The organism is uncultured Roseibium sp. (assembly GCF_947494555.1).
Lineage (GTDB): Bacteria > Pseudomonadota > Alphaproteobacteria > Rhizobiales > Stappiaceae > Roseibium.
This window is the reverse complement of sequence record NZ_CANLVF010000001.1, coordinates 510871-535353: the sequence shown is the minus strand read 5'-3', so window position 1 is coordinate 535353 and position 24483 is coordinate 510871. Positions and strand designations below refer to the sequence as shown.

Sequence of the window (24483 nt, the reverse complement as noted above, 5' to 3'; positions counted from 1 at the left end):
CAATTGCGCTTAAATACCTGTCATGCAGGAACCCTCCGATTCCCGAAAAGCAGCTGAAGACGTCGGCGCGGAAACAACCACGCCCGCGCCGAAGGGCGTCGACGTTATCGCCAACGAAGTCAAGCGTTTGCCCAACGGCCCGGGCGTTTACCGGATGTTGGATGAAAACGGCGAGGTCCTTTATGTCGGCAAGGCCAGAAGCCTGAAGAAACGGGTCACGAGCTACACCCGGCTCCAGGGCCAATCGAACCGGATCATGCGCATGATCCTGGCGACGGCAGCAATGGAGTTTGTCGTCACGAAGACAGAGCCGGAAGCGCTGCTGCTCGAAGCCAATCTGATCAAGCGCCTCCGACCGCGTTTCAACGTTCTGCTCAGAGACGACAAGTCGTTTCCGTACATACTCGTGACCGGCGATCACGAGTCCCCGGCAATTGTAAAGCACCGCGGCGCGCGGAAACGCAAAGGGGAATATTTCGGTCCGTTCGCCTCGGCAGGTGCCGTCGACAGGACGATCAACGCTCTCCAGAAGGCCTTTCTGATCCGGACCTGTTCGGACAGCTACTATGAAAATCGCACGCGGCCCTGCCTCCAGTATCAGATCAAGAGATGCGCGGGCCCGTGCACCGGTGAAATCGATCCGAAGGATTATGGCGGCCTCGTATCCGAAGCCAAGGCCTTCCTGTCGGGACGCAGCCAGCTGATCAAGAAACAGCTTGCGCAGCAGATGGAGGCCGCATCAGCCGACATGGAGTTTGAGCGCGCCGCCATTTACCGGGACAGATTGTCGGCCTTGTCGCACGTGCAGGCCCATCAGGGCATCAACCCTCAATCCGTGCAAGAAGCCGACGTATTTGCCGTACACCAGGAGGGCGGTCAGACCTGTGTCCAGGTCTTCTTTTTCCGGACCGGCCAGAACTGGGGCAACCGCGCTTACTTTCCGAAAGCCGACAAGTCGCTGGACGAGGCGGAAGTTCTGGAAAGTTTCCTTGCGCAGTTTTATGACGACAAACCCGCCCCGAAACAGATCCTGTTGACGCATCCTCTGGCGGAACAGGATCTTTTGTCCGAAGCGCTGAGCGAGCGGACCGGCCGCAAGGTTGACGTAAGCGTACCGAAGCGCGGGGAAAAGAAAGAGCTGGTCGAACACGCGCTGACCAATGCGCGGGAAGCGCTCGGACGCCGTCTTGCCGAAACCTCAAGCCAGGCCCGCCTCTTGAAAGGCGTCGGAGAGGCCTTCGATTTGCCTGCGGTGCCACGCCGTATCGAGGTCTACGACAACTCCCACATCATGGGCACCAATGCTGTAGGAGGCATGATCGTTGCGGGAATTGAGGGCTTCGCAAAGGGCCAATACCGCAAGTTCAACATCAAGTCGGAAGATCTCGTCCCCGGCGACGACTACGGCATGATGCGCGAAGTACTGTCGCGGCGCTTCTCGCGCCTTTTGAAAGAAAATGCACGCGACGTAAAACCCGGGGCGGTTGCCGAAGAGCAGGCGGATGCAGAAGTCAGTGCAGACGAAGATACGTCCACGGCCGTATCTTCCGACATGCCTGCCTGGCCGGATCTCGTTCTGATCGACGGCGGACAGGGCCAACTCACAGCAGCAAGAGAAACGCTTGAAACACTCGGCATAACCGATGTGCCGCTGGTTGGAATCGCGAAGGGTCCTGACCGGGATGCGGGACGTGAGAAGTTCTTTATCCCCGGAAGGCAGTCCTTCATGCTGCCGGAGCGCGATCCGGTGCTTTATTTCGTTCAGCGTCTGCGCGACGAGGCCCACAGATTCGCAATCGGCAGCCACAGGGCGCGGCGCAAGAAAGACATCGTCAAGAACCCGCTGGACGAAATCGCGGGGGTCGGTCCGACACGCAAAAAGGCGCTCCTACGCCACTTCGGAACCGCAAAAGCCGTTTCCAAGGCAGGCGTTGAAGATCTGGCAGCGGTCCCCGGGATCTCGGAAGCCATCGCGAAACTGGTTTACGATCATTTTCATGAATAGCGCGCGTGGCGGACAAGATCGGTTTCAGCTCCACACGGCTTGGAAAATCTATGCTATGGCAGGTGCACTAGCTCTTACCTGAATTGTTGCATGTTCGCTTTTGTCACCCGTCCAATCCGGCAACTTTTTCCAACGCTTGCCTCGCTTGTGTGCTGGTGCGGATCGCTGGGTGCTTTGGTGTTCTGCGCTCTCGGCATCTCGGCTTTCATTGCGCCGGACTTTTGGTTCACCGACAACATGAGCTTCTTTTTGCGGCAGTTCCTTGTCGCAGGTCTACTTGGCTGCCTTGCCGGAGCGCTCGGTCTTCTGATGCCGCACAGGCTGCGCCTGATCTACAGGAGATCCTGGTTCTTCGCACTGTTAGCCTTTCTTTCGCTTGCCGGTCTGACGGCCGCCCGGACGCTGGAGAACACGGCGGCGATCGGGACGCCTGTAACCGGCGCCAAAACGATCAAGGTCGCTTCGATCAATATCGAACGTATGTTTCTTGGCGACAGACGGTTGACCAGCTTTCTCGAAAAGGAGCAGCCCGACATTATCGTGATCCAGGAAGCCCTGTGGGGACTGCAGGTGCGCCGATGGGAGCGGTTGGGGCGCCCGGTCGGGGGGCTCGGCGAAGACGGTTACCCGGATCACGTCGAAGTCGGAGCTTCCGAGAGCCTCGTCGTCTATTCGAGGTTCCCCGTAAAAATGGAGCGTTCGACAATCGTCCCAGGCGAACTCCACGATACTGCAAGCGTTATTCACGACCCGGACCGGGAACTGCTGCAGGTTCAGCTGGACACCGGTGCCAAACCACTCAATCTTCTTGCGGTCCACCCTGACAGCCCCCGGAATCACGTCCGCTGGCTCAACAAAAGACGGTACTTCGATGAAGCGGATGGGATCATTCAAAATTTGAAGAACGGCGGCAACGATCCGCTGCTGGTGATCGGCGACTGGAACAGTGCTCCGTGGTCGGCGCGCTTCCAGCGAACGCTTGCAGAAAACGATCTCAAAACAGCATATCCCGGTGGATGGCCGAGGACGACGCGCTTTTTCTTCGACTACCGTCTCCACTGGATCCTCGGTTCCCCCGTTGATCAGTTTGCGGTTTCCGATGACATCAGGATCCTCGATGTCAGGACTGGGTCGGACATAGGTTCGGATCATTTGCCTCTGATCGTCGATCTTCAGCTGCCTGTTCAGACAGGGAATTGAGTATTGCCTGTGACTTAGCTTCAAAAGTGTTTGAGCCCGGCGCTGCTATTCGAAAAACTGCTCGCAATCAAACACCGATTCTTCGACTGTCAGAATGGCCAAACTCTATTTCAACTACTCCTCAATGAATGCCGGCAAGTCGACTGTGCTTTTGCAGGCGGCCTATAACTACCAGGAACGTGGAATGAATGCGCTTTTGCTCATCGCCGCGTTCGACGATAGGGGCGGCAAGGGCCGGATCGCATCCCGGATCGGGTTGGCCGCCGATGCCGATATCTTCACCGCTGAAGACAATGTCTTCGATCACATAAAATCCGCGCACGAACAGACACCAGTCGATGCGGTACTGGTCGACGAGGCCCAGTTCCTCACCGAGGAACAGGCCTGGCAACTGGCGAACGTCGCCGACCAGTTGCGTATCCCGGTGATGTGCTTCGGCTTGCGAACCGACTTTCAGGGAAAGCTCTTTCCCGGCAGTGCCACTCTGCTTGCAGTCGCCGACAACCTGAAAGAAATCAAGACGATCTGCTGGTGCGGCCGCAAGGCCACCATGGTCGCCCGTCTCGACGCCAACGGGCGTATTCTGGAAGAAGGTGATCAGGTCGTCATCGGCGGCAACGAAACCTACGTATCCCTGTGCCGCAAACACTGGAGCCGCCGCGAGCTCGCCTGACATGGCTGCAGCTGTTTCGCCCGACAGCTTTCTGATCCCGCAACCAGTCTTCCCTTGATGCGGCTCCCACTGCCGCCTACAAAGATTCTCAAGCCGCGCCGTTCCTGTGCGGCAAGTTTCGAAATACCGGATGGCCGAAAGGTCGACGGACAAACAAAATCTTAGGGAGGAAATGATGAAAAGAACTGTCCTTACACTAGCCCTCGCGGTAGCAGCCGGGCTCAGTTCCGGTCTCGCGGCAGCGGAAACCCGCATCACCTACAAATCCGCCAAATCGACATCGTCCTACTATCAGATGGCGGTTCAGATCGCAGAGGCCATGAAGGCCGGATCCGATGGTGACATCATCGTCACCGTGGAAGAAAGCCAGGGCTCCGTTCAAAACGTCATGGAAGCAAGAGCTCGTGGCGGCGACTATGTTTTCACGACACCGCCGGTGCTGGTCAAGCTCGCCCAGGGCGGCAAGGCGATGTTCGAGGGAAAGTCCGACCCCAAATTCAATGAAATCAGAGCACTTTTCCCGATCCCTTCGCTGACGATGCACTTTGTGATGTCGGAAGATAGCGGTGTTACCGATTTTGCCGGAATGGAAGGCAAGACCATTTTGTTGGGCAAGGGCTCGTTCGGGGCAAGAGAGGGTGAAAAATATCTCAAACTGTTTGGCCTGGAAGGTAAGGTTGAATTGGCGGAAGTCGAGCTTTCCAACGCGGTCGCAGCACTGAAGAACGGACAGATCGACGGTTTTGTTACAGCCGGATCTTTCCCGGCACCCAACGTGATTGAGGCCGCTGCCTCAACGGGCGTGAAGGTTATCTCACTTAATGATGATCAGATCGCCGAGACCAAACGCACGCGGCTTGTCATTCCTGGCGGGACTTACGCCGGTCAGACGGAAGATATCGTGACAACATCGCTTCCGGTCGTCGCCTTTACGACCACCGCAATGAGCGACGACGCGGCCTATGAACTCACCAAAACCTATTGGGAACAGAAAGCTGCAATGGGCGACGCAGCACCCTGGTGGAATGGTGTCGACAAGGGCCTCATGAGCAACATCACGGGTAAGATCCATCCTGGCGCAATCCGCTATTACCAGGAAGCGGGTTACGAGCTGACACCCGAGCAGCAGTAATCTGGCTTTCGAAACTTGCCGGTCGCCGTACACGCGGCGATCCCGACTTTTCCCAAAATCACGCATCACCGCATCAGCGGTGATGCGGCTCCCCATTTCATACGCCCGTTCCGCACACGAAGGACGATGTCTTGAGACCCCTGATCATTACAGCGGCCTTGTGCCTTGTGGCGTTTCATCTCGCGTTGATCTTCTCGGGTCTTGTGCCCAATCTCGTCAGCCGGCCCCTGCACCTTGCGCTCGCGCTTCCCTGGATCATGATTGCCGCACAGCAAGGCATGCTCGCGCGCACCAGTGGCATCATCCTGACGGTTCTTGGTGTCAGCGCCTGCGTTTGGGTGGCGGTTTCGCACAATCAGCTCTCCGACCAATACGGTTTCCTCGAAGGATCCTATCAACTCGTCATCGCAGTGATACTTCTTGTTGTTGTTCTGGAAGCAGCCAGGCGCGCTATTGGTGTCCCGTTGCCGCTCGTCGCATTGCTGGCATTGCTCTATGGGTTGTTCGGTCAGCACATTCCCGGAGAGTTCGGCCATTCGGGCACACCGCTTGCGAGCTTCCTCGGCACGCTCACGATCGCCGAGGGCGGCATCTGGGGCAGTTTGACGGGTGTCTCGGTCAATGTGGTCGCCATTTTTGTGATTTTCGGTGCCGTCCTCAATGCCGGCGAAGCAGGCCAGGGCTTCATGAACATAGCGTCAGCCGCTGCCGGCAGGCTGAAGGGTGGAGCGGCCAAGGTTTCCGTCCTGTCGTCGGCGCTTTTCGGTTCCATATCCGGATCGGCTTCCGCCAACGTGGCCTCAACGGGCGCCATCACGCTTCCCGCCATGACCCGGCTCGGCTATCCCAAGCGCCTTGCCGCCGCTGTCGAGGCCGTCGCCTCGTCAGGTGGCCAGATCATGCCGCCGCTCATGGGCGCCGGTGCCTTCGTGATGGTGGAACTGACAGGTGTTCCGTACACCTCCATCATGGCTGCCGCGGTTCTGCCCGCGATCCTGTACTTTCTAGCCGTCTGGATCGGTGTCAATGCCTATGCAGCTCATCACGATCTTGCCGGGATCGATGAAAAGGACCGGCCAACGGGCCGGGACGTCCTGATAACCTCGTGCTTCTTCTTGGTACCTTTCACGGTTCTGCTGATCGGAATGTTCTGGATAAAGTTCACGCCGCAATATTCGGCATCCATGGCCATTCTTGCCGGTTTCCTGCTGCTGTTCTTCAACGCAAGGGGCATTTGCACTTTGCCGGAAGCGCTGTCGCGCATCGAGCGAGCGCTCCTCACGGCTGCGCGGCAGGTCTCGATCATTGCCGCGATTATCGTTTGCGCCTCCATCATCATCGGCGTCCTGTCGATCACCGGGCTCGGCGTCAAGATCACATCGCTGATTTTGTCAGGTTCCGGGGGGCTGCTGTGGCCGTCACTTTTTCTTACCGCCCTCGCCTGCCTCGTCCTGGGAATGGAAGTCCCCACGACTGCCGCCTACGTCATTTGCGTGTCAGTCGCCGGTCCGGCGCTCATTCAACTGGGACTGGAGCCCCTGCAGGCGCACCTCTTCGTTTTCTGGTTTGCGCTGTTGTCGACGATCACACCGCCGGTATGCGGTGCAGTGTTCATTGCGGCGGGCATGATCAACGAAAACTGGCTGAAAGTCGCCGTTACCGCCATGGCTCTGGGGATCGGTCTCTACATCATTCCGCTCGCCATGATCGCCAATCCCCAATTGATCATGCTGGAAAACGCTCCAATCAGTGCTGTCATCGCAGCGCTGCAAACCGGGCTCGGTCTGGGCCTTGTCTCCTACGCAATCATCGGTTTCAAGAACCCGGCAACGCGTCTGCTTACCGGTTCGATTGGCCTTGCGGTCATCTTCTGGCGCCTGGCGTTAAGCTGAACCGATTTCTCCTGCCCCCCTTGAAGCCCTCCTCGGCGCCCCGTAAAAGGAAGAAAACAGGCAAGGAGTGAGCGTCATGCTCGGCAAGATGTTCAAGTCCCTCTTCGGCGGTTCCGCGGATGGACAGGCAAAGGCCGCGTCGAAGACCACAGCGGTCGAGCACGAGGGCTATCAGATTATCGCCGAACCGCTGTCGTCGGGTGGGCAGTGGCAGGTCGCGGGCCGGATCGAAAAGCAGATCGGCGAAGAGACCAAGGTTCACCGGTTCATCCGCGCCGACGTCATGCCGGGCGAAGCCGAGGCGGCCAACGAGATGATCCGCAAGGCCAAAATGATGATTGATCAGCAAGGCGATGCAATATTCGATTGAGACAAGCAGCGCCCGAATGCTAGTCGGGGAATGCGTGCGACACACTATGGGACTTGGGACGGCCTGCCTGCCGGGCTTCCAGTGCGTCTGGCGTAATTGTGCGCAACGCTGAAATCTGAAAGCCAATATGAAACGAAACGTTGCTCTGAGCCTGCCCAACCTCCTCACGTACGCGCGAATTTTGGCAGTGCCCGCTGTTGCGGTCTGCTTCTATTTCGAAGGCAATACGCCGCGCTGGATCGCGCTGGGTCTGTTCATCATTGCGGCGATCACCGACTTTTTCGACGGCTATCTGGCGCGTGCGTGGCAGCAGCAATCCGCACTCGGCCGCATGCTCGATCCGATCGCCGACAAATTGCTCGTGTCCGTAAGCCTGCTCATGCTGGCGGCTGTAGGCACCATCGGCGGATGGTCCCTGGTTGCAGCCATCATTATCCTGTGCCGCGAGATCCTGGTGTCGGGACTGCGAGAGTTCCTGGCCGAGCTTCAGGTCAGCGTCCCGGTGACCAAGCTGGCAAAATGGAAGACGACGGTTCAACTCGTCGCGATTGCCTTTCTGCTTGCCGGTCCGGCGGGCGACACCGTCTTTGAATACACGACCTTGACCGGATTGGTCGCGCTTTGGCTTGCGGCGATACTTACTCTATATACAGGCTATGATTACTTCCGCGCCGGGATAGGTCATCTCATCACCGAATAAACGCGCGGGGTCGGGTGCCCGTGCAGCCGCGTTATCGAGAGGTATCATGAATATTCGCTATTTTGCCTGGGTCCGTGAACGGGTTGGTGTTGAAGAAGAAACCATCGATCTTCCGGGCAACGTAAAGACCGTTGCCGATCTGATCACGCATCTGAAGGGGATCGACGACTATCATGCCGCTGCATTTGAAGAAGAAGACGCAATAAGAGTTGCGCTTGATCAGGTGCATGTTGAAACGGATGAGGAAATTGGTGACGCACGCGAAGCAGCCTTCTTTCCTCCAATGACAGGCGGCTGAAAATGCCGGTAGTAGCGAAGGTCAAGGTACAACTGGAGGACTTCGACGTTCAGGCGGAGTCCCACCGATTGACGTCGGGCCGCCGCGATGTTGGCGCGCTGGTGAGCTTCACCGGCCTGTGCCGTGACGAAGCGGGCACGCTTACTGCATTGGAGCTGGAACATTATCCGGGCATGGCGGAAGCGGAGTTGTCGCGCATTGCCGGAGAGGCGATCGAACGTTGGCCGCTTACCGGGCTCACCGTCATTCACCGATACGGAAAAATCCCGCCTGGCGACAACATTGTGCTTGTTGTTGCAGCCTCTTCCCATCGCCGGGCCGCATTCGAAGCCGCCGACTTTCTCATGGACTACCTGAAGACACGCGCACCGTTCTGGAAAAAAGAACACCTTGTCGAAGGCGGAACAGGCGCATGGGTGGAAGCCAAGGCCGGAGACGACAAGGACGCGGCACGCTGGACCTGAGCCTGTCGAGCGCATAGACTGAGCGTCTCCTTCCCCGGTTGCCGTGCCGTATTTCCCTTTCCCCGCCGCGGCTCATCGGTGGCTCACATCAATGAACTGGTCCCGGTCCCGTGAAACACGACATCGATTCTTCCGATGCTGACATAGCCGACTCGCCTGCCGGCCCGTTCCGCGCAGGCGACGAGGTCCTGCGGGAACCAGGCATCCCATTTGCCGAATTTGTTGCCATCATCGCAATGATCATGGCGCTCAACGCAATGGCGATCGACGTCATGCTTCCGGCGCTGCCCGCGATCGGCGATGCGCTGAACATCATCGAGGAAAACAATCGCCAGCTGATACTGACATCGTATCTGGCCGGATTTGGCGGTGCGCAATTGTTCTTTGGGCCGCTAACTGATGCATTTGGCCGGCGCAAGGTACTCATTGGCGGCCTGGTGCTCTACAGCCTTGCGAGCATAGGCGCCATCTTTGCGACAGATCTGGAAACGCTGCTGATCGCGCGTGTTCTTCAAGGAGTTGGCTGCGCCGGGGCTCGTGTCGCGGCGTTGTCCGTTGTTCGCGACTGCTACACCGGCCGGAGTATGGGCAAGGTTATGTCGCTGGTCATGATGGTCTTCATGGCAGTACCGGTGATTGCCCCTTCCGTCGGCCAGGTCGTTCTCCTCGTCGCCGGCTGGCACTGGATCTTTGCGTTTTTGCTGTTTTCCGGAGTGGCGGTCATGGTCTGGTCGATGCTGCGCATGCCCGAGACGCTGACGCCCGAACGGCGCCGTCCAATCCAGATTTCAGAAATTTCCGACGCTTATGGAACCGCCCTGACGACCCGTGTGTGTGTCGGCTACGCGATGGCCACCGCGTTCGTCTTTGCCGGGCTTTTTGCGTTTCTTGCCATGTCGCAGCAGATCTTTGTGGACATATTCGGTCTTGGAAACCTGTTTCCCGTTTTCTTTGCATCTATTGCAATTGCGATGGCAGTCTCCTCTTTCACCAACGCACAGCTGGTGGAAGCGATGGGTATGCGGCGCCTGTCGCACGCCGCTCTCCTGGTCTACACGCTGTTCGGTTTCGCGATCTTCGCCGTCTCCGCTCTGGGCCACGAAAGCCTGGCGTCCTTCTTCATTCTGACGACGATCGTCATGATGTGTTTCGGCTTCGTCGGTGCGAATTTCAACGCCATGGCGATGGAACCACTGGGAAAGATCGCCGGAACCGCAGCATCTGTGATCGGGTTCATCACCACTCTGGGCGGCGCTCTGCTGGGACATTTGATGGGACAGTTTTTCGACGGCACCACGGAGCCGCTGGGACTTGCCTTTGCGCTCTACGGCCTTGCCGCCATCGGCTGCGTTCTTTTTGCAGAACGCGGGCGCATGTTCCATGCCCTGCACGAGGGCCCGGCGTCCGGGCACTAAATCCGGACACGAAAAAGGCGGGCACAGGCCCGCCTCGCTTCTTGTAGTACGCTTGACCGCTAATCAGCCGGCGGCTGCTTTCAATGCAGGCGCTTCCGGACGGACCGCGGCATCATAATCCTTCATGAGGGTTTCGATGATGTCGCCGACCTTGAAATTGGTGCCTGCGATTTCGGACACCGGCGTCACTTCGGCTGCGGTTCCCGTGACAAAGCACTGCTCGAACCCGCCAAGTTCTTCCGGCATGATCACCCGCTCAATGACCTCGATCCCGCGATCCCTTGCCAGACCGATGACTGTGCGGCGTGTAATCCCGTCCAGGAAACAATCCGGTGTCGGCGTATGGATCTGACCGTCCTTGACGAAGAATATGTTGGCGCCGGTGCATTCCGCCACCTGCCCACGCCAATCGAGCATCAGCGCATCCGTGTAGCCTTTGGATTCCGCCGTGTGCTTGGAAATGGTGCAGATCATGTACAGCCCGGCGGCCTTGGCCTTGAATGGCGCGGTTTTCGGATCCGGCCGGCGATATTCGGCCATATCCAGACGGATACCCTTGAGCCGTTCTTCGGGTTTGAAGTAACTCGGCCATTCCCAGGCGGCGATGGCCAGATGAATGGTATTGTGTTGAGCCGAAATGCCCATCATTTCGCTGCCGCGCCACGCGACCGGACGGATATAGGCATCGGTCAGCTTCATGCGCGCCAGCGTCTCGTCCTTGGCGGCATTGATCTGTTCCGCAGTCCACGGAATTTCAAATCCAAGTGTGCGAGCGGATTCAAGCAGCCGTTCGGTGTGCTCTTCAGACTTGAAAATCCGCCCGCCATAGGCGCGCTCACCTTCAAACACGCTGCTGCCGTAATGCAGCCCGTGGCTCAGAATATGAAGTTTCGCATCCGACCAAGGCACGAATTCGCCGTCATACCAGATGTCACCGCTAAGCTGATCAAAAGGCACTCCTGCCATGTTCCGTCTCCCGCCCGCTCTTTGAGCGATTATTGAATTCTTGCAACAGACGCGAATAACGCCAAAGACTTGCGCCTGTTTCGCTGCTGTATCTTTTGCACAGCAAGCCAACTACCGGTATCCTGATGACCACAGCAGCGTTGAATGGATTCGTTTATCATCCGATGCTTAATAATGCATCATTGAGACCGATCATTTCGTGCGCGGCTGCTGACAAGTAACAATCGACCAGAATTAAGTCAATATGACTGACGTAAATTTCAAACCTGCAATTTCACCCGTTCCTCGGGACAGCGATATTGCGCAAGGCGGCCAAGCCCGAAACGACGAGGGACCCGTGCCCTACGATCTTATTGAGCTCTTGTTTTTTGCCTACAAGGATTTCACCGGCGACCCTGATGAAGTACTCGCGAAATTCGAGTTCGGGCGGGCGCACCACCGGGTTCTTCATTTTGTGGAGCGCAATCCCGGCATCATGGTCACGGACCTGCTCGGCATTTTGCGCATCACGAAACAAAGCCTTGGGCGGGTTTTGAAACAGCTTGTCGACGCCGGCATCATTGAGCAGCGCGAGGGAATGAACGACCGGCGTCAGCGTCTGCTCTATACGACCGACCGTGGTCACACTCTTGCGGAAAACCTGGCACACTTGCAGCAAAAGCGCCTTGAACGCGCCCTAATTGGATTGCCAGATGGCAGCGAGGACATCGTGCGGCAATTTCTGCTGCAAATGATCGATCCCGAAGCCCGCGTGGACATACTGAAACTTGTCAGAAGCCCATTTCCTCTGAAGGACTGATCCACGCCGAACGAACCAGGAAACAGCTGTCCACATGAAAGTTCAGGTGCCCGACGACAACGCCAATCACATCCTACTTGTAGATGACGACAAGCGGATCAGGGACCTTCTTTCAAGGCTTTTGAAGGAAAACGGCTATCGGGTGTCCACCGCTGCCAATTCGTTAGATGCGCGCAGGTGCCTGTCCGGTTTGGAATTCGACCTGATCATCCTCGACGTGATGATGCCGGGAGAAACTGGTCTCGAACTCGCCAAGTCGCTGCGCGAGGACTCCGAGGTTCCGATCCTGATGCTGACCGCCAGGTCGGAAGCGACCGACCGCATTGCCGGCCTGGAAGCCGGTGTCGACGACTACCTTCCCAAACCGTTCGAGCCACGCGAACTGATGCTGCGTATGGCCGCCATTCTCCGGCGTGGAAACAGCCAGCCGGCGATCGTCACCGAGGAGATCAGATTCGGGCCGTTCTCGTTCAACAGCTCCAGAGGCGAGCTCAAGAACGGCGACAGCCTCGTGCGCCTGACGGACAGGGAAAAGCAGATCCTTTCCATTTTTGCAGAACAGCCAGGAGCAACGGTTCCGAGGCATAAGATCGTCGGCGGCGAAAGCGGGCTCGGCGAACGCACCGTCGATGTCCAGATCAACCGGCTCCGAAGAAAGATTGAAACCGATCCCGGCAATCCGATCTATCTGCAGACAGTTCGGGGCATCGGCTACCGGTTGGCGTGTGATTGAAGCGGCGGCTTATGGCGAATACTGAAATCCTGTTCCGGAAACTTTCGCGCTCGTCGCTGTTCTTACCGTTTTTGCGCGGATACCGGTCGGTTTCGCGGTTCATGTACCGCATCATGCCGAAGGGTCTTTACACCAGAACCTTTCTCATAATCATCGCTCCGATCGTCATCCTACAGTCCGTGCTGGTTTTCGTGTTCATGGAACGCCACTACCAGCTCGTCTCAAGGCGCATGTCCGAGGCGGTTGTGCGCGAGATCGCCGCGATCGTCTACGTTCTTGAAAATTATCCGCAGGATCCCGACCACGCAAAGATCGAGCAGCTTGCATCGAGCGCACTTGGCATGTCGACAACAATTCTGCCGCTTGAGCCTCTGCCGCCACCGGCGCCAAAACCGTTTTTCGATGTGATCGACCAGGAACTCAGCCTCGCGATCAGCCGAAAGATCGGCAAGCCCTTCTGGATTGATACGGTTGGACGCTCCCGTTTCGTGGAAATCCGCATCCAGCTGAAGGACTCCATCCTGCGCATATTCACGCGGCGCAGTCAGACCTATGCCTCCAACTCCCATATCTTTCTTGTCTGGATGTTCTCCACCTCGGTGGTTCTTCTGATCATAGCGCTCCTGTTTCTCAGGAACCAGATCAGGCCCATTGTGCGGCTTGCCGATGCGGCGGAAGCGTTCGGGAAAGGTCGGTCGGTTGAAAATTTCCGTGCCAGCGGCGCGCGCGAGGTGCGGCGCGCAAGTCTCGCCTTCATCGATATGCGCAGGCGCATCGAGCGCCAGATCGAACAACGCACAACGATGCTGGCAGGTGTCAGCCATGACCTGAGGACCATTCTGACACGCCTGAAGTTACAGATCGCCTTCCTGGAGGAAACGCCCGAAAGCGAAGCGATGCGCAAGGACGTCGATGAAATGAGCCACATGCTGGAGGACTACCTCGCATTCGCCAGCGGTGATGCGGATGAAGAAACCAAAACAACCGATATCAGCCTGCTTCTGGAAGAACTCGAAGAAGAAGCCGAGATATCCGGCCTTATGGTCACCACCCGCTTCGACGGCGTTTCGGAGGCACAGGTCAAGCGGTTGTCAATGAAACGGTGTCTCTCGAACCTTGTGACCAATGGCTGCAAGTACGGTAATCGCGTCGAGGTGTCCGGCACCATTGAGCGCGGCTGGCTGACGATCATGGTTGACGACGACGGTCCGGGTATTCCCGAAGATGAGCGCGAACTCGCGTTCCGCGCCTTCCACCGTCTCGACATTGCGCGCAATCAGGATGAAACCGGCAGCGGTCTCGGGCTTGCAATCGCGCGCGATGTGGCCCGCGCCCATGGTGGCGATCTTTACCTTGAAGACAGCCCTTTGGGAGGATTGCGTGCCCGGCTCAGGGTACCCGCCTGACGCTCAGAATTCCGTCAGTAAAGCCGGCCGCCGATGGGAACGTCTTTGTCGGGCGTTAAAAGCACAACTTCACCGTCCTCGTCCGGAACACCAAGCGTCAGCACTTCAGACCTGACCGGACCGATCTGCCGTGGTGGAAAATTGACGACGGCCATCACGAGCTTGCCAACGAGGCTCTCCGGTTTGTAGTGCTTGGTGATTTGTGCCGACGTCTTCCTAATGCCTATGTCAGGACCAAAATCGATCCGCATCTTGTAGGCGGGTTTGCGGGCTTCGGGAAACTCTTCCGCTTCCACGATCCGTCCCACCCTGACATCCACTTTCAGAAAATCATCAAAACTAATTTCGTCGCTCATGAAGCACCCTTTTGTTTCAGGAGCGAACATGTACGCTGTCGGTTATTGGTGCAAGCCCGAACGCGGTTCAGGCGCCTGCCGGCTCTTCGCCGCCAAAATCGCCGTCGTGATCGAAATCGTCTTCGGTCTGGCGGTTTCGTCTGCGGCGGCCTTTCGACGCTTTCTTCAGGAACGACCGCACACCCTTCGCAACGCTTCCTATGCCGTCGAGACGCTTCATGAACGAAGATCCGTTATCCAATTCCTTGTCCAGTTTCGCCATTGTCCGTGGCATGCCCTCGTCCGCCTCGTCGAGCCATGTACCGACAACCCGGGAAAACGCAATGGCGAGGCCTTGTGCGACGACACCGCCTTTCATGCCCGAAACTTCGATGCCGGCAGCGATCAGCATCCAATTCTGAGACCGCACTTCAATCCGGTTGAAATCCAGCGCAAGCGCCGGGTCTCGCCGAGCCGCCTTATGCAGGGCTTGAATCGCATCCTTATGTTCGGCAAGCGCATCAATGCGCGACATCAGAATATCGAACAGACGGTCCCGGGGCGGTTGATCGCCCATATCCTCATCGCGTTCATCCAGGACCTTGGTATCGATCATCTTCGCAAACGCGGCTACAAGCTCCAGCTTGCTAGCGTAGGCACCGCGCATGTCGGACAATTTCACCTTGGCCGTTTCAGCAATGAGCGGCAGGGAGACGTCGTCATAGGAATGCTCAGCCAGAAGGCTCAGGAATGTCTGCAGGATTTTCTGCTTCGTTTTTGCCGTCGTCATGGAATGGTCTCCGTTGGCTCTTTCAACTCAAAGATAGGAGACCTGGACGCAGGCGAAAAGGGTGGCGCAGCGCCGCAGTTCCTGAAATTTCGTGCAAATCGGACAGTGCGGCTCCCGATCCTGTGCGCACCGTCTGTTTTATGCTGGGAGAACCTGAGGCTCACTCCGCAAGTTCGCGAGCCCTCTTGATGGCAGCGGCAACAGCTTCTGTCATGACCGGCTGCAAACCGTTTTCGTGCATCAGAACGTCCAGTGCCGCCGCTGTCGTTCCATTCGGACTGGTCACATTCTGGCGCAGGATCGAAGGATGTTCACCCGATTGATGGAGAAGTTCCCCCGCCCCGCAAACGGTGGCGACGGCCAGCTCGTGCGCAATCGCGTCCGGCAATCCCGCCGCCTTGCCCGCTTCACTCAGAGCTTCTGCGAGATAAAACACATAAGCGGGCCCGGAGCCACTGACGCCAGTGACCAGGTCGATCTGGTCTTCCGTCTCCAGCCAGACCACCTTGCCGACGGCAGAAAGCAGCTTGGCAACGTCTTGCTTGTGAACTTCCGTCACCTTGTTGGTAGGATACACAGCAGTGATGCCGCGTTTCACCATCGCCGGCGTGTTGGGCATGCACCTGCATGTGGGAATGTTTCCAAATATGCCTTGAAACTTCGAAACCGGTGTTCCCGCCGCAACAGACAGAAGTAGCGTATCCTCGGCGACCGCTGAGCTTACGCCAGGAAGAACCTGGTCCATCATTTGCGGCTTGACTGCAACAAGAACCATGCCTGCGCGAAGATCCGCAGGAACAGACGCGACGTGACGGATTCCATGCTCTTTTAAGAGCGCGTCCATTTCGCCGGATAGGTGCGGGTCACAGACAACAACAGTCGAGGGATCGATCCCCTCGGCCATCCACCCTGACAGCATCGCCCCTCCCATCTTGCCGGCTCCGACAAGAAGAAAGGGACGCTCTTTTGAAAAATTCATGCTTCCCCTGCGGTCTCGAACAAGGCTGTGTTCATTGCCTCTGCAGCCGAATGACCGGCCCAGACAACGAACTGGAAGGCTTGATAGAAACGCTCGCAGTTTTCAAGAGCATTTGTCAGCATGGCTTCGATTTGCGCGGAGGAAGCCTCCGCACCGCCGGCAAGAAGAAGAGATTGGCGGAACATGATCACGTTCTCTTTGTGCCAGAGATCGAAATGCCCCATCCAGAGCTGCTCATTGACCAGCGCAAGCAGGCGGATCACTTCGGTCTTGCGGGGTTCCGTCACCTTCAGATCGAAGGCACAGGCAAGATGCAGCGCTTCCACTTCCTCCATCCAGGAGAAGGAGACGTGGTAGTCGCACCAGCTGCCTCCCAGGGAGATTGTGATTTCGTCCTCGTCTGAGCGTTCAAACGCCCAGTCGTTCAACGCGGCAACAGTCTCGATTGTGTCAACGGGATTGCCAGGTCGCTCGAATTCGATCTCGATGAGGCTCATGATGCCTTCTCCCCTTTCGAGCCGGGGCCGAATACCCGATCAGGATAACCGGGCGGGCCGCCGGGATATGTCCCATGCCGGAGGAGCAAAACGCGTCCTTTGGTGGCTCTTTCGAAGCGAACCGGTTCCGTCTTGCTCCGACGAATCCCTGTTGTCATGAGTATAGGATCAGGAATGATTTAATGGATACATACTATCCCTGAGGAAAAAGCCTAAACTTGTGGACGACTCAGCCGCAATTCTCCTCAGACTGCTCAAAATCATTGCATTTCCGCCGTCTTGATCCGTCGCAATTCTGTCATCAACAATTAACAGAAAGTACTCACATCATCGTCACCGCGACGGTCTAAGCGTCTCCGTTCTCGGGTGAATCGCCATTTTCGAGCTTCGCAAGGCGCGATTCGAGTTCTTCAATCCTGTCGAGTGCGCGCACGGCCATATCCTTCACCGCTTCATGTTCTTCGCGCGAAACCATGTCCATATCGGACAGGAACCGCTCGGCCTGTGCGCGGAATGCGGTTTCCACTTCGCGGCGGGCACCTTGAGCTACGCCTGCAGCATCGGTCATCAGTTTGGCGAAATCGTCGAGGAGACGGTTGGGACCCTGGGTCATCTGACCCTCCTTGTTCACGAAAATGTTCAGTGCCTATCAGGTATGAGGGAATTGCGGAGACTTCAAGAACCAAATCGGTCGCATGGCGCGCCGTTTCCAAATTCCTTCATGCTTGACGGCGGGGATAAGATCGCGCAAGCGTTCCGCGGGAATCCACCCGTGCCCTGACCAGCCATAAAGGACGCAACGTGCCTTCTGTTCTCGTATTGCCGTTTCCGGCAATTGACCCGGTCATCATTGAATTCGGTCCCTTTGCACTTCGCTGGTATGCGCTTGCCTATATCGTTGGAATTATTCTCGCATGGCGGTACATGCGTACACTTTCCTTGAACGATCGGCTCTGGAACGGTCTTCAGCGCCCGTCACCGGTCGATCTCGACGACTTCGTTCTTTGGGGCACGCTCGGAATAATCATCGGCGGTCGTCTCGGCTACGTGCTGTTTTATAATCCCGCCTATTACCTCGCAAATCCGGCTGACGCCCTGGCCATCTGGAGTGGCGGTATGTCGTTTCATGGCGGCTTCGCCGGCACTGTGATTGCCATGGTGCTGTTTGCGTGGCGTCGTGGTCTCAACATCTGGACATTGTTCGACCTCGCCGGCTGCGCCGCCCCGATCGGTTTGTTTTTCGGCCGAATTGCCAATTTCATCAATGCCGAGCTTTGGGGACGTCCGGCCGACGTCCCATGGGCTTTCGTCTTCCCTGGCGCAGGCCCCGAACCGCGTCATCCAAGCCAGCTTTATGAGGCTGCTCTGGAGGGCATTTTGCTGTTTCTCGTACTGCGTCTTCTCAGCCATCGCTTTGCGCTGTTGCAACGGCCCGGTTTCCTTGCGGGCGCCTTTGCCTTCGGCTACGGCATCGGGCGGTCGATTGCCGAACTTTACCGGGTGCCGGATGCGCATATCGGATATCTCTCGGGCTTTCTCACGATGGGTATCTTGCTGTCGCTGCCAATGATCCTGGCCGGTCTCGCGCTCATGATCTGGTCCGGCACACGACCTGCCAGGGATGCAACGGCTTGAGCGACCTGACGGAGAGGATCAAGGCGAGAATTGCCAACGAGGGGCCCCTGTCGGTTGCCCAGTACATGGCAATTTGTCTCGGAGATCCCGAGGCCGGATATTACACTACCCGGGACCCGTTTGGCCGTGACGGAGATTTCACAACAGCGCCGGAAATCAGCCAGATGTTTGGCGAACTCGTCGGTGCCGCATGTGTGTCGGCTTATGAAGCGCTCGGCGCTCCAGAGCAGTTCAATCTGGTGGAACTGGGACCCGGTCGCGGAACGCTCATGGCAGACCTGTTGCGTGTTGCGCGCTTAAGACCGGAATTTATCAAGGCAACCCGTCTCAATCTTGTCGAAACGAGCCCGCATCTCAGAAGCCTGCAATTGGAAAAGCTTGCTGCCGCACCACTTGAGCCCGCATTTCACAATGCTTTCCGCGAAGTCCCCGACGGTCCGGTCATTTTGATTGCGAACGAATTCTTCGACGCCCTTCCGATACACCAGTTTGTCAGAACCGCCGACGGTTGGTGCGAACGTGTCGTCGGCCTGGATCAGGACGACAACCTGGCACTCGGCGCCGGCGCGGCAAAACTTTCAGACCGGGACATCCCCGCCGCCTTCAAGGACAGTCCCGAAGGCACCATTTTCGAAACTCAGCCGGCGGCCAACGCGGTGGCTGAGGAAATCGGCGAAAGGCTCGCCAAGAGCGGTGGAGCCGCAATCGTTATCGATTACGGATATCGCAAAACCGCACCGGGAGACACGCTGCAGGCTCTTTTCCGCCATACGCATGACGACGTTCTGGCCCACCCCGGTGACGCAGACCTGACGGCGCACGTCAACTTCGAGGCCCTCGCCATCGCCGCAGCAAAGGGAGGCGCCGGCGTCTTGCCGGTTTTGACACAAGGCGAGTTTCTGTTGCGATCGGGCCTCCTTGAGCGGGCGGGATCGCTCGGAGCCGGAAAGTCGCACGCTGAGCAGGAAAGCATCCGCGATGCCGTCGAACGTCTTGCCGGGCCGGACCAGATGGGCAGCCTTTTCAAGGTTTTGGCACTCACGGGTACAAAGCGTTCCTTCCATCCGTTTGACAGCGCGGTCTGAAGTCCTCAAGGATCAAAAGTCGTGCGCGAATCGGTCCTGACAGCCGGCAGGCCAGCAGGGTGCGCGCTCCGGAGCTTCAAAAGGGCAATCGATGAAGATTGAAGCAGATGCGTTGAAACTGGATGGGATACGCCACGGCTTTTTCACGCGGAAAGGTGGTGTCTCAAAGGGCATCTACGAAAGCCTCAATATCGGATTGGGATCCGACGACGAGCGCAGCATGGTGCTGGAAAATCGCCAGCGTATCGCCGATGAATTCCAGATCTCGTCGGAAAGGCTTGTTTCGCCTTACCAGATCCATTCACCCGACGTGATCACTATTACCGGGCCCTGGGAAGATGGCAGCAACCGGAAAGCGGATGCGCTTGTGACCGATGTCCCGCACCTTGCGATCGGTGTCGCGACGGCCGATTGCGGACCGATCCTCTTCGCCGATACCGATAGCGGCGTTGTCGGTGCCGCTCATTCCGGCTGGAAAGGAGCCCATTCCGGCGTCCTGCAGAACACGGTCACGGCGATGGAAGCACTGGGAGCCAAGAGGCAAAGCATCGTGGCCGTCCTGGGCCCGACAATTTCACAGAAAGCCTATGAAGTCGGACCGGAGTTTTTCGAACGCTTTGTCGATACAGCTGCAGATCACGAGCGGTATTTCAAGCCATCACAAAAGCCGACGCATCACATGTTTGACCTGCCCGCCTTCATCACCGATTGTCTGAAGAGCATGAATCTCGGTAAAGTTGCAGATCTGAGCCTTTGCACTTATGCCGATGAGGAGCGGTTCTTTTCCTATCGGCGCACAACACATCGCAACGAACCTGACTATGGCCGTCAGATCAGCGCCATTTCTTTGGGCTACTGATGAGTCATCGAGCAAAGTGAGGACAAAAATGGCACTTCATTTTTCAGACGCTGAATTTGAGCGCCGCTTTGACGAATTGAAAGTCGCCATGGAAGCGGACAAGCTCGATGCCATGCTGCTGTTTGCGCAGGAAAGCATGTACTGGCTGACGGGATACGACACGTTCGGTTTCTGTTTCTTCCAATGCCTTGTGGTGACGAAAGAGGGAGAAAAGGTGCTTCTGACGCGGTCCGCCGACCAGCGTCAGGCCCGCCACACATCGAATATTTCCGACATACGCGTCTGGATCGATCGTGGTTCCGCCAGTCCCGTGCTGCAGCTCAAGGACATGCTGTTCGATATGGATCTGCTGGGCAGCAGAATCGGCATTGAATACGACACGCATGGCATGACCGGCAAAATCGCACTGCAGATCAACGCCGAACTGACGAGTTTTGCCGATATTCGGGATGCGTCTGCCCTGGTGTCCGAGCTCCGGTCCATCAAAAGCGAAGAGGAGATCGCTTATGTGCGAAAGGCCTCGGAACTGACAGACAAGGCGTTTCACGCCGCAATGGATGAAACCCGCCCGGGTGCGGATGAGGGCAAGATCCTGGCAGCCATGCAGGGGGCGGTTTTTGAAGGTGGCGGAGACTATCCTGGCAACGAATTCATTATCGGCTCAGGCCACGATGCGCTTCTGTGCCGATACAAGGCCGGGCGGCGCATTTTGGGAGACCGCGATCAGCTGACGCTGGAGTGGGCGGGGAGTTATCGGCACTATCACGCAGCGGCAATGAGAACCGTTATTGTCGGCACCCCCACAGACCGCCATCAGGAAATGTACCTCGCAACGCGCGAGGCGCTTTCAGCCGTTGAGACGCAACTGGTTCCGGGCAAGACCTTTGGCGACATTTTCGACGCCCATGCAGAAAGGCTGGATGCACACGGCATGATGCAGCACCGATTGAATGCATGCGGCTATTCGCTTGGCGCGCGGTTCACCCCCAGCTGGATGGATACGCCAATGGCCTACAAAGCCAACCCGGCGGTCGTGAAGCCCAACATGGTGATTTTCATGCACATGATATTGATGGATTCAATCACCGACACGGCAATGACGCTCGGACAGACCTACCTCACCACCGAAGGTGCTCCGGAGAGCTTATCCAAGCTGCCTCTCGACCTGCCGGTCAAGTCAGGCTAAACCAAGTGCAATCATGAATCGGCCTGAGCTTTTTTGGAAAGATAAGCCGTTTGTGAATGACGAACACACTTAAGCCGGACCAATTCATGCTCTCATTCTCCAGCCAGAAAACACTTTCAGTCCTGCGCAATTTTGCAGGACTGCTGCTTTTGGGCGTCGTTGCGGCATGTCAGTCTGGTCAGCCGCCAACCCCTGTTTCCGGTCCTGTTTCCGCGCCGTCGATTGCAGGCCAGGCCGACGCCGAAAGCGGCGTTACCTTTGCCTTCGAACCTTTCACAGGTGCACCGGGAAACATCGCTGATGAATTATCTGAGTATATCGGGCGTGAGGCGCGCAAGCAGGACATCACCTTGGTCCGCAGGGTCGGCGCCGCAGCAACCTACCGCGTGAACGGATATCTCGCCGCAACGGGTCAGCGGTCCAATGGAACGGTGTTTTATGTTTTCGATATCGTCGACAGCAACGGCAGCCGCCTGAAACGCATATCCGGTACGGAATCGACCGGCGGTGCGTCAGGAGATCCCTGGCAGGCGGTCAACTCGTCCACATTGTCGCGAATCGCCACTCGCTCGATGGTGGAAATCGAGGCCTGGCTCAACCGATAATAATTTGTTCGCCGGGTAAATACCGAATTACGTTATAAAAATTCAAAAAAAGCAGGTGTCAAAGCGTATCCACTGTTGTGGTCCGGTTGCATGGTTGTTACAACGCCGCCGCCTGCCGGGGGTAGCCTGTCTCGACCTTCGGTTCCGGCACTAGACACGACCTAGGCTTTTTCCGCGTGTTTGCGAGGCATTCGACCCGCACTCCCGCTGTCGCACCAGAAGGACTTGCGGCTCATGAAGATCGTCGCGGGCAATTCCAACCGAGCCCTGGCGGAGGAAATCTCCAACTATCTGGACGTTCCCCTGGCCAAATGCCAGGTCAGGCGGTTTGCCGACCAGGAAATCTTCGTTGAAATTCAGGAAAATGTGCGCGGCGAGGACGTTTTTGTCGTTCAGCCGACCAGTTATCCTGCCAACGACCACCTGATGGAATTGCTCATCATCATAGATGCGCTGCGGCGGTCTTCGGCCCGCCGGATTACGGCAGTGATCCCCTATTTCGGATATGCCCGTCAGGATCGCCGCGCGTCCGGCCGAACTCCGATCTCGGCCAAACTGGTGGCCAATCTGATTACCGAAGCCGGCGCAGACCGCGTTTTGACCCTGGATCTCCACGCTGGACAGATCCAGGGTTTTTTCGATATCCCGACCGACAACCTTTTTGCCGCGCCGGTCATGACCCGCGACATCAAGGAACGTTACGCCACTGACAACGTTATGGTGGTGTCTCCCGACGTCGGCGGTGTGGTCCGTGCCCGCGCCCTTGCAAAACGCATAGATGCACCGCTCTCCATTGTCGACAAACGCCGCGACAAGCCTGGAGAATCGGAAGTCATGAACATCATCGGTGAGGTGAACGGCTACGATTGCATTCTGGTGGACGATATCGTCGACAGTGGCGGCACCCTTTGCAATGCCGCCGAAGCACTTCTCTCCAAGGGTGCGGAATCGGTGACCGCCTATATTACCCATGGTGTTCTGTCCGGTGGCGCGGTGGCTCGCGTAACGTCTTCCAAGCTGAAGGAACTCGTGATCACCAATTCAATAGAACCGACTGCGGCGATCACGGCAGCCACCAACATCCGAGCGGTCTCGATCGCACCGCTGATCGGCGAAGCAATCAATCGGACGGCCCTGGAAAAATCGGTATCCAGCCTTTTCAGCTGATCCGAAGCCCCGTGAAAAGCGAAGCGCCGGTACATCCGGCGCTTTTTTTGTTTGTACCGTGCCGCCCCTGACAGGAACGCGTGTTGGGTTAAGCCAGAAATCTCAAATTTTTTCCCATTTGGGCAAAAAATTGCCCTCAAGCACATCTGCATAGCTTGTAGGCACGCATATTATGTGATCAAATTTTCCCGTAAAAATACTTTCCAGGGGATTCAGATGCTCGTTTCAAAGCCTTTTTCCAGGGTCCGCAGGACCCTGATGTCGGCCGCCTTGGCGGTCGCCGCGACTGTTGGACTGTCACATGTTTCCGCCGTTGCAGCCGATCCTATCAAGGTCGCTGCAATCTACACTGTTCCGGTTGAGCAACAATGGGTAAGCCGAATCGACAAGGCGTTGAAGGCTGCCCAGGAGCGCGGCGAAATCACCTACACCTTCTCCGAAAACGTCGCCAACACCGATTACGAACGCGTGATGCGCGAATACGCTGAACAGGGCATGGACCTTGTCGTTGGTGAAGCCTTCGCGGTGGAACGCGCTGCGCGCAAGGTTGCAGCGGAATACCCCGACACTGCCTTTCTTATGGGATCGTCATTCGGGCCTGCCAAACCGAACTTCGCCGTCTTCGACAACTGGATCCATGAGCCAAGCTATCTCTCCGGCATGATCGCCGGGTCTGCGACCAAATCCAATGTCATCGGCATGGTGGGCGGATATGCCATTCCGGAAGTGAATCGCCTGATGAATGCCTTCATGGAAGGGGCAACGGCGGTCAATCCGGACGTCAAGTTCCTGGTTACCTTCATCAACTCCTGGTACGACCCGCCCAAGGCCAAGGAAGCTGCGTTTGCGATGATCGATAAGGGCGCAGATATTCTTTACGCCGAGCGCTTTGGCGTATCCGATGCGGCCAAGGAAAAGGAAATCCTCGCGATCGGGAATGTGATCGACACGTCCGGCGATTATCCCGGCACCATTCTTTCCTCTGCACTGTGGCACATGGAGCCGACCATCGATCGGGCCGTTTCGGCTGTTGTTGGCGGAAGCTTCGAACCGGCCGATTACGGCCCGTACAGCTTCATGTCCTATGGCGGAGGAAGTTTCATCGTCGATGAGAACCTGGCAGACGCTGACGCCGTTGCCGCAGCAAAAGCCAAGGAGCAGGAAATTCTGGACGGCCTGTTCCGCGTCAACGTGAACGACAGCGAACCTAAATCGACAATGTAAGTCGAAAAATCCGACAGAACCGGCGACCATCTGCCGCCGGTTCTGTCCCGCCCCACGCCGCCGCTGCG

Annotated in this window: 26 protein-coding genes; 20 read left to right on the top strand and 6 right to left on the bottom strand. The window is 57.2% G+C overall.

The genetic code is table 11. The annotated features are described in order from the left end of the window. Positions 1 to 22 precede the first annotated feature (22 nt). From uvrC to Q0915_RS02315, 10 genes are all read left to right on the top strand, one after another. Complete coding sequence (uvrC, locus tag Q0915_RS02360; RefSeq protein WP_299472878.1) at positions 23 to 2005, top strand: excinuclease ABC subunit UvrC; 1983 nt, start codon at positions 23 to 25, stop codon at positions 2003 to 2005. A gap of 90 nt (positions 2006 to 2095) precedes the next feature. Beyond that, positions 2096 to 3205 carry an endonuclease/exonuclease/phosphatase family protein gene (locus tag Q0915_RS02355; RefSeq protein ID WP_299472876.1) on the top strand — a complete coding sequence of 370 codons (1110 nt, stop codon included), beginning with the start codon at positions 2096 to 2098 and terminating at the stop codon, positions 3203 to 3205. Positions 3206 to 3299: 94 nt separating this feature from the next. After that, positions 3300 to 3878, top strand: coding sequence for a thymidine kinase (locus Q0915_RS02350; RefSeq protein ID WP_299472873.1), 579 nt, complete (start codon positions 3300 to 3302; stop codon positions 3876 to 3878). A 175-nt stretch (positions 3879 to 4053) separates the two neighbouring features. Then, complete coding sequence (locus Q0915_RS02345) at positions 4054 to 5010, top strand: TAXI family TRAP transporter solute-binding subunit (RefSeq protein ID WP_299472871.1); 957 nt, start codon at positions 4054 to 4056, stop codon at positions 5008 to 5010. A 131-nt stretch (positions 5011 to 5141) separates the two neighbouring features. Then, positions 5142 to 6902, top strand: a complete 1761-nt coding sequence (locus tag Q0915_RS02340; protein WP_299472869.1) for a TRAP transporter fused permease subunit — start codon at positions 5142 to 5144, stop codon at positions 6900 to 6902. A 76-nt stretch (positions 6903 to 6978) separates the two neighbouring features. Continuing rightward, positions 6979 to 7272, top strand: coding sequence for an HlyU family transcriptional regulator (locus Q0915_RS02335; protein ID WP_299472867.1), 294 nt, complete (start codon positions 6979 to 6981; stop codon positions 7270 to 7272). 127 nt (positions 7273 to 7399) lie between these two features. Further along, positions 7400 to 7972 carry a CDP-diacylglycerol--glycerol-3-phosphate 3-phosphatidyltransferase gene (pgsA, locus tag Q0915_RS02330; RefSeq protein WP_299472865.1) on the top strand — a complete coding sequence of 191 codons (573 nt, stop codon included), beginning with the start codon at positions 7400 to 7402 and terminating at the stop codon, positions 7970 to 7972. A 46-nt stretch (positions 7973 to 8018) separates the two neighbouring features. Continuing rightward, entirely contained in the window at positions 8019 to 8270 is a 252-nt protein-coding gene (gene moaD, locus Q0915_RS02325) for a molybdopterin converting factor subunit 1 (RefSeq protein WP_299472863.1), read from the top strand. 2 nt (positions 8271 to 8272) lie between these two features. Next, positions 8273 to 8734, top strand: coding sequence for a molybdenum cofactor biosynthesis protein MoaE (locus Q0915_RS02320; RefSeq protein ID WP_299472861.1), 462 nt, complete (start codon positions 8273 to 8275; stop codon positions 8732 to 8734). Between the two features lie 110 nt (positions 8735 to 8844). Beyond that, positions 8845 to 10149 carry a multidrug effflux MFS transporter gene (locus Q0915_RS02315; RefSeq protein WP_366525218.1) on the top strand — a complete coding sequence of 435 codons (1305 nt, stop codon included), beginning with the start codon at positions 8845 to 8847 and terminating at the stop codon, positions 10147 to 10149. A 63-nt stretch (positions 10150 to 10212) separates the two neighbouring features. Here Q0915_RS02315 and Q0915_RS02310 read toward each other — a convergent pair whose 3' ends face one another. Then, positions 10213 to 11115 carry a branched-chain amino acid aminotransferase gene (locus tag Q0915_RS02310; protein WP_299472860.1) on the bottom strand — a complete coding sequence of 301 codons (903 nt, stop codon included), beginning with the start codon at positions 11113 to 11115 and terminating at the stop codon, positions 10213 to 10215. A gap of 244 nt (positions 11116 to 11359) precedes the next feature. Between Q0915_RS02310 and Q0915_RS02305 the strand changes: the two genes are divergently transcribed. From Q0915_RS02305 to Q0915_RS02295, 3 genes are all read left to right on the top strand, one after another. Further along, positions 11360 to 11914, top strand: coding sequence for a MarR family winged helix-turn-helix transcriptional regulator (locus Q0915_RS02305; protein WP_299472858.1), 555 nt, complete (start codon positions 11360 to 11362; stop codon positions 11912 to 11914). 34 nt (positions 11915 to 11948) lie between these two features. Continuing rightward, positions 11949 to 12647 carry a response regulator transcription factor gene (locus tag Q0915_RS02300; RefSeq protein WP_299472856.1) on the top strand — a complete coding sequence of 233 codons (699 nt, stop codon included), beginning with the start codon at positions 11949 to 11951 and terminating at the stop codon, positions 12645 to 12647. A gap of 101 nt (positions 12648 to 12748) precedes the next feature. After that, positions 12749 to 14053, top strand: coding sequence for an ATP-binding protein (locus Q0915_RS02295; protein WP_299474653.1), 1305 nt, complete (start codon positions 12749 to 12751; stop codon positions 14051 to 14053). Between the two features lie 14 nt (positions 14054 to 14067). Here Q0915_RS02295 and Q0915_RS02290 read toward each other — a convergent pair whose 3' ends face one another. From Q0915_RS02290 to Q0915_RS02270, 5 genes are all read right to left on the bottom strand, one after another. Further along, complete coding sequence (locus Q0915_RS02290) at positions 14068 to 14409, bottom strand: tRNA-binding protein (protein WP_299472854.1); 342 nt, start codon at positions 14407 to 14409, stop codon at positions 14068 to 14070. A 67-nt stretch (positions 14410 to 14476) separates the two neighbouring features. Then, positions 14477 to 15178 (bottom strand): TetR/AcrR family transcriptional regulator, encoded by a 702-nt coding sequence (locus Q0915_RS02285; protein ID WP_299472853.1) that lies wholly within the window; start codon positions 15176 to 15178, stop codon positions 14477 to 14479. A gap of 160 nt (positions 15179 to 15338) precedes the next feature. Continuing rightward, positions 15339 to 16157, bottom strand: a complete 819-nt coding sequence (proC, locus tag Q0915_RS02280) for a pyrroline-5-carboxylate reductase (protein ID WP_299472852.1) — start codon at positions 16155 to 16157, stop codon at positions 15339 to 15341. Next, positions 16154 to 16654: a YbjN domain-containing protein gene (locus tag Q0915_RS02275; RefSeq protein ID WP_299472850.1), complete on the bottom strand. Its 501-nt coding sequence runs from the start codon at positions 16652 to 16654 to the stop codon at positions 16154 to 16156. Before Q0915_RS02275 ends, proC begins: the two co-directional genes overlap by 4 nt. Positions 16655 to 17000: 346 nt before the next feature. After that, a complete protein-coding gene (locus Q0915_RS02270; protein WP_299472847.1) occupies positions 17001 to 17267 on the bottom strand; it encodes an accessory factor UbiK family protein in 267 nt (88 codons plus the stop codon). A gap of 188 nt (positions 17268 to 17455) precedes the next feature. Here Q0915_RS02270 and lgt point away from each other — a divergent pair, with 188 nt between their 5' ends. From lgt to Q0915_RS02235, 7 genes are all read left to right on the top strand, one after another. Then, positions 17456 to 18289 carry a prolipoprotein diacylglyceryl transferase gene (gene lgt / locus Q0915_RS02265; RefSeq protein ID WP_299472845.1) on the top strand — a complete coding sequence of 278 codons (834 nt, stop codon included), beginning with the start codon at positions 17456 to 17458 and terminating at the stop codon, positions 18287 to 18289. After that, positions 18286 to 19374 carry a class I SAM-dependent methyltransferase gene (locus tag Q0915_RS02260; RefSeq protein ID WP_299472843.1) on the top strand — a complete coding sequence of 363 codons (1089 nt, stop codon included), beginning with the start codon at positions 18286 to 18288 and terminating at the stop codon, positions 19372 to 19374. The genes lgt and Q0915_RS02260 overlap by 4 nt, the downstream gene beginning before the upstream one ends. A 91-nt stretch (positions 19375 to 19465) precedes the next feature. After that, positions 19466 to 20233: a peptidoglycan editing factor PgeF gene (gene pgeF, locus Q0915_RS02255; RefSeq protein ID WP_299472841.1), complete on the top strand. Its 768-nt coding sequence runs from the start codon at positions 19466 to 19468 to the stop codon at positions 20231 to 20233. Positions 20234 to 20261: 28 nt separating this feature from the next. Beyond that, on the top strand, positions 20262 to 21419 hold the full coding sequence (locus Q0915_RS02250) for a Xaa-Pro peptidase family protein (protein WP_299472839.1): 1158 nt from the start codon (positions 20262 to 20264) through the stop codon (positions 21417 to 21419). A gap of 56 nt (positions 21420 to 21475) precedes the next feature. Further along, positions 21476 to 22024, top strand: coding sequence for a hypothetical protein (locus Q0915_RS02245; protein ID WP_299472837.1), 549 nt, complete (start codon positions 21476 to 21478; stop codon positions 22022 to 22024). Positions 22025 to 22258: 234 nt separating this feature from the next. Continuing rightward, entirely contained in the window at positions 22259 to 23191 is a 933-nt protein-coding gene (locus tag Q0915_RS02240) for a ribose-phosphate pyrophosphokinase (protein WP_299472835.1), read from the top strand. A gap of 216 nt (positions 23192 to 23407) precedes the next feature. After that, the gene (locus Q0915_RS02235) at positions 23408 to 24415 is read left to right on the top strand and encodes a BMP family protein (RefSeq protein ID WP_299472833.1); all 1008 of its coding nucleotides are present in this window, start codon (positions 23408 to 23410) and stop codon (positions 24413 to 24415) included. Positions 24416 to 24483 lie beyond the last annotated feature (68 nt).

Bases quoted from the DNA above. Each gene is read 5' to 3' on its own strand.
- uvrC (WP_299472878.1), top strand. From the start codon at position 23: ATGCAGGAACCCTCCGATTCCCGAAAAGCAGCTGAAGACGTCGGCGCG.
- Q0915_RS02355 (WP_299472876.1), top strand. From the start codon at position 2,096: ATGTTCGCTTTTGTCACCCGTCCAATCCGGCAACTTTTTCCAACGCTT.
- Q0915_RS02350 (WP_299472873.1), top strand. From the start codon at position 3,300: ATGGCCAAACTCTATTTCAACTACTCCTCAATGAATGCCGGCAAGTCG.
- Q0915_RS02345 (WP_299472871.1), top strand. From the start codon at position 4,054: ATGAAAAGAACTGTCCTTACACTAGCCCTCGCGGTAGCAGCCGGGCTC.
- Q0915_RS02335 (WP_299472867.1), top strand. From the start codon at position 6,979: ATGCTCGGCAAGATGTTCAAGTCCCTCTTCGGCGGTTCCGCGGATGGA.
- pgsA (WP_299472865.1), top strand. From the start codon at position 7,400: ATGAAACGAAACGTTGCTCTGAGCCTGCCCAACCTCCTCACGTACGCG.
- moaD (WP_299472863.1), top strand. From the start codon at position 8,019: ATGAATATTCGCTATTTTGCCTGGGTCCGTGAACGGGTTGGTGTTGAA.
- Q0915_RS02320 (WP_299472861.1), top strand. From the start codon at position 8,273: ATGCCGGTAGTAGCGAAGGTCAAGGTACAACTGGAGGACTTCGACGTT.
- Q0915_RS02310 (WP_299472860.1), bottom strand. From the start codon at position 11,115: ATGGCAGGAGTGCCTTTTGATCAGCTTAGCGGTGACATCTGGTATGAC.
- Q0915_RS02305 (WP_299472858.1), top strand. From the start codon at position 11,360: ATGACTGACGTAAATTTCAAACCTGCAATTTCACCCGTTCCTCGGGAC.
- Q0915_RS02300 (WP_299472856.1), top strand. From the start codon at position 11,949: ATGAAAGTTCAGGTGCCCGACGACAACGCCAATCACATCCTACTTGTA.
- Q0915_RS02295 (WP_299474653.1), top strand. From the start codon at position 12,749: ATGTACCGCATCATGCCGAAGGGTCTTTACACCAGAACCTTTCTCATA.
- Q0915_RS02290 (WP_299472854.1), bottom strand. From the start codon at position 14,409: ATGAGCGACGAAATTAGTTTTGATGATTTTCTGAAAGTGGATGTCAGG.
- Q0915_RS02285 (WP_299472853.1), bottom strand. From the start codon at position 15,178: ATGACGACGGCAAAAACGAAGCAGAAAATCCTGCAGACATTCCTGAGC.
- proC (WP_299472852.1), bottom strand. From the start codon at position 16,157: ATGAATTTTTCAAAAGAGCGTCCCTTTCTTCTTGTCGGAGCCGGCAAG.
- Q0915_RS02275 (WP_299472850.1), bottom strand. From the start codon at position 16,654: ATGAGCCTCATCGAGATCGAATTCGAGCGACCTGGCAATCCCGTTGAC.
- Q0915_RS02270 (WP_299472847.1), bottom strand. From the start codon at position 17,267: ATGACCCAGGGTCCCAACCGTCTCCTCGACGATTTCGCCAAACTGATG.
- pgeF (WP_299472841.1), top strand. From the start codon at position 19,466: ATGAAGATTGAAGCAGATGCGTTGAAACTGGATGGGATACGCCACGGC.
- Q0915_RS02250 (WP_299472839.1), top strand. From the start codon at position 20,262: ATGGCACTTCATTTTTCAGACGCTGAATTTGAGCGCCGCTTTGACGAA.
- Q0915_RS02245 (WP_299472837.1), top strand. From the start codon at position 21,476: ATGACGAACACACTTAAGCCGGACCAATTCATGCTCTCATTCTCCAGC.
- Q0915_RS02240 (WP_299472835.1), top strand. From the start codon at position 22,259: ATGAAGATCGTCGCGGGCAATTCCAACCGAGCCCTGGCGGAGGAAATC.
- Q0915_RS02235 (WP_299472833.1), top strand. From the start codon at position 23,408: ATGCTCGTTTCAAAGCCTTTTTCCAGGGTCCGCAGGACCCTGATGTCG.